The 1,162-nt window shown below is 51.8% G+C and carries 2 protein-coding genes; both read left to right on the forward strand.

Annotated features, from left to right (window positions below; translation table 11 throughout):
- Positions 1–672, forward strand: a 672-nt coding sequence (locus AB0J06_RS26345) for a hypothetical protein (RefSeq protein WP_357432358.1), incomplete at its 5' end; no start/stop codon positions are given.
- Positions 653–1,162, forward strand: a 510-nt coding sequence (locus tag AB0J06_RS26350; protein WP_357432360.1) for a hypothetical protein, incomplete at its 3' end; no start/stop codon positions are given. The genes AB0J06_RS26345 and AB0J06_RS26350, both read left to right, overlap by 20 nt.

The raw sequence follows: 1,162 nt of genomic DNA on the forward strand, positions 1-1,162 counted from the left end.
CACCGCGCTCCTCGTAGCCGATCAGCTCGCCGTCGACGCAGAACTGCTGCATTGGGCGAGGAGGAAGATCCTGCAGATATTGAGTTGCTGGATAACAAAGAGGCGTTAAAGCTGTCGCGGGCCAGGGCAATTCTTGTTGCGCAACTTGGTAAGCCTTGGGAGGGGGTCGATTCCTTGAAGCCCTATGAGCGTTCGCTCTTTGCCGCATTTGCAGCCCAGATGAACCATGACAACGACCTCGCGCTTAAAATAATTAATGAGCTCGCCCGTGCATATGTGAGGGCAAAGCGAATGAAAAAGATTGCCTTGCTGAATTCGTTACATGCAAAACGTGCATTGCACCAGTATGCAAATACCAAGGTAGTTAAGCGTGTAGTAAGTCGATATGCGTATAAGCGCACAGTGCTGATGGGAATGAAGGCAGCGGCTTCAGCAAATGGTGTGCTTGCGCCAAATTGGTTCAGATGGTTAAAGGCAGTTGATCGTGTCACTTGGTATTCGTTGTGCGATATCGGCATGGACGTTGCCAGCGTAGAAGCCTGTGGTTTGCGCTCACATTGGTTGTCAGAGGTTGTCGCTAAATCGGCAATCATGAATCCGCGTATTGAATCGGCGCTGGTAGGAATTAAAACTGCTCTTGGGGAGATGGTAGATGAAGAAAGTGATGATTGAGCGCCTCGCGAACTTTATTCGCCGCGCCCCAAAAAACGTTTCGGTTAAACGTAAGCGTAAGCGACTTTCGTTCGAAATCAAATCGCCGGCATATCAGTTGCACACCCTGAATCTCTCTGACTATGGGGATGACACACTGAGTTTCATCTTGGAAAAAGAGGCGGATGGCAATCTGTTTGTGGTGGCCAAGGCCCCCGAAAAATACGGCTCGGATAAAGGCGCTATGACCTCGCTGTTTAAAGCGCAAGTGGCGAGCGAGACCGACGGCGTATACCTGATCACTCAGGTGAACAGTCTGCTGACCAAGAAGTTGTCGGTAATGAAGCTGGTGGGACTCGCCCTGCTCGCTTGGTTAGGCTACCTCTTTGTCAGTGCCTATATCGATGTCGTCTCTGGCAAAGGGGGCAATATTGAGCCGTCGGCTCTCTCGTCGCTGGATGCAGCGCATCCTGCAGTCCGAGTGGCGGACAGCGGCGCCCCAGTCCCTGTA

Source organism: Micromonospora sp. NPDC049679, assembly GCF_040659735.1.
Lineage (GTDB): Bacteria > Actinomycetota > Actinomycetes > Mycobacteriales > Micromonosporaceae > Micromonospora_I.